At 67.6% G+C, this 1,990-nt stretch carries 1 protein-coding gene; it reads left to right on the plus strand.

All coding sequences use genetic code 11. The annotated features are described in order from the left end of the window. Positions 1 to 23 precede the first annotated feature (23 nt). Positions 24 to 1,961 carry a DNA topoisomerase (ATP-hydrolyzing) subunit B gene (gene gyrB / locus ETD96_RS43610; RefSeq protein WP_138642329.1) on the plus strand — a complete coding sequence of 646 codons (1,938 nt, stop codon included), beginning with the start codon at positions 24 to 26 and terminating at the stop codon, positions 1,959 to 1,961. The last annotated feature ends 29 nt before the right edge of the window (positions 1,962 to 1,990 follow it).

Consider the following 1,990-nt stretch of genomic DNA (forward strand, 5'->3'; position numbering starts at 1 on the left):
CATCCCCGGCAGGAGGATCTCCTTTGGCGTACGACGCTAGTTCGATCACTGTCCTTGAAGGGCTTGAGGCGGTTCGCAAGCGCCCGGGCATGTACATCGGCTCGACCGGTGAGCGCGGCCTGCACCACCTCGTCTACGAGATCGTGGACAACGGGGTCGACGAGGCCCTCGCCGGCTATGCCGACGACATCGTGGTGACGCTGAGGGCCGACGGCGGCGTGAGCGTGGACGACAACGGCCGTGGCATCCCCGTCGGCGAGCACCCGGTGGAGAAACGTCCCGCGATCGAGCTGGTGTTCACCACGCTGCACGCGGGCGGCAAGTTCGACGGCAAGTCCTACGCCGTCTCCGGCGGTCTGCACGGCGTCGGCTCGTCCGTGGTCAACGCGCTGTCCACCCGGCTGGAGGCCGAGGTCCGGCGCAACGGCCACGTGTGGCGGCAGGCGTACAGCTGGCGCGGGCCGGAGGCCGAGCTCCAGAAGGGCGAGGAGACCGACAAGACCGGCACCCTCATCACCTTCTGGCCGGACCCGGAGATCTTCGAGACCACCGAGTGGAACTTCGAGACCCTCTCCCGCCGCATGCAGGAGATGGCGTTCCTCAACCGCGGCCTGGCCATCACGCTGCGGGACGAGCGTCCCGACCACTCCAACGGCGAGCCGCACGTCGTCCGGTACCACTACGAGGGCGGCGTCGAGGACTTCGTCCGCTACATCAACGCGCGCAAGGACTCCGCCCACGAGTCGGTCGTCTACTTCAGCGACGAGACCGAGGGCATGTCGGTCGAGATCGCCATGCAGTGGAACTCGTCCTACGCCGAGTCGGTGCACACCTTCGCGAACACCATCAACACGGCGGAGGGCGGCACCCACGAGGAGGGCTTCCGGGCGGCGCTCACGACGATCGTCAACCGGTACGCCCGCGACAAGGGCCTGCTGCGCGACAAGGACGACAACCTGACGGGTGAGGACGTCCGCGAGGGCCTCACCGCGATCATCTCGATCAAGCTGGCCGACCCGCAGTTCGAGGGCCAGACCAAGACGAAGCTCGGCAACACCGAGGCCAAGTCCTTCGTCCAGCGGGCGTGCAACGAGCACCTGCGCGACTGGTTCGAGGAGAACCCGGGCGAGGCCAAGGAGATCATCAACAAGGCGTCGCAGGCGGCGCGCGCGCGGGTCGCGGCGCGGCAGGCGCGCGACCTGACCCGCCGCAAGAGCCTGCTGGAGACGACGTCGCTGCCCGGCAAGCTGTCGGACTGCCAGTCGACGGACCCGGCCAAGTCCGAGCTGTACATCGTCGAGGGCGACTCGGCGGGCGGTTCCGCCAAGGGCGGCCGCAACCCGCACTTCCAGGCCATCCTGCCGATCCGCGGCAAGATCCTGAACGTGGAGAAGGCCAGGATCGACAAGATCCTGAAGAACAACGAGGTCCAGGCGATCATCACGGCGCTCGGCACCGGCGTCCACGACGAGTTCGACATCACCAGGCTCCGCTATCACAAGATCATCCTGATGTCGGACGCCGACGTCGACGGCCACCACATCAACACCCTGTTGATGACGCTGCTGTTCCGGTTCATGAAGCCGCTGATCGAGGCCGGCCACGTGTACCTGTCGCAGCCGCCGCTCTACAAAATCAAGTGGGACGCGCGGGGCAGCGACGCCGACTACGCCTTCTCCGACGCCGAACGCGACGCGGTCATCGAGGCGGGGATCGCCGCCGGCAAGCGCGACCCGCGCCCCCGCGACCAGGTGCAGCGCTTCAAGGGCCTCGGCGAGATGAACGCCAACGAGCTGTGGGACACCACCATGGACCCCGACAACCGGGTCCTGCTGCAGGTCCAGCTGGACGACGCCGCCCAGGCGGACGAGCTGTTCAGCGTGCTCATGGGCGAGGAGGTCGAGCCCCGCCGGGAGTTCATCCAGCGCAACGCCAAGGACGTGCGCTTCCTCGACATCTGAGGACGGCGGCCCATGCCGAGCTCCCATTG

It is taken from the genome of Actinomadura geliboluensis, from assembly GCF_005889745.1.
GTDB classification, from domain to species: domain Bacteria; phylum Actinomycetota; class Actinomycetes; order Streptosporangiales; family Streptosporangiaceae; genus Spirillospora; species Spirillospora geliboluensis.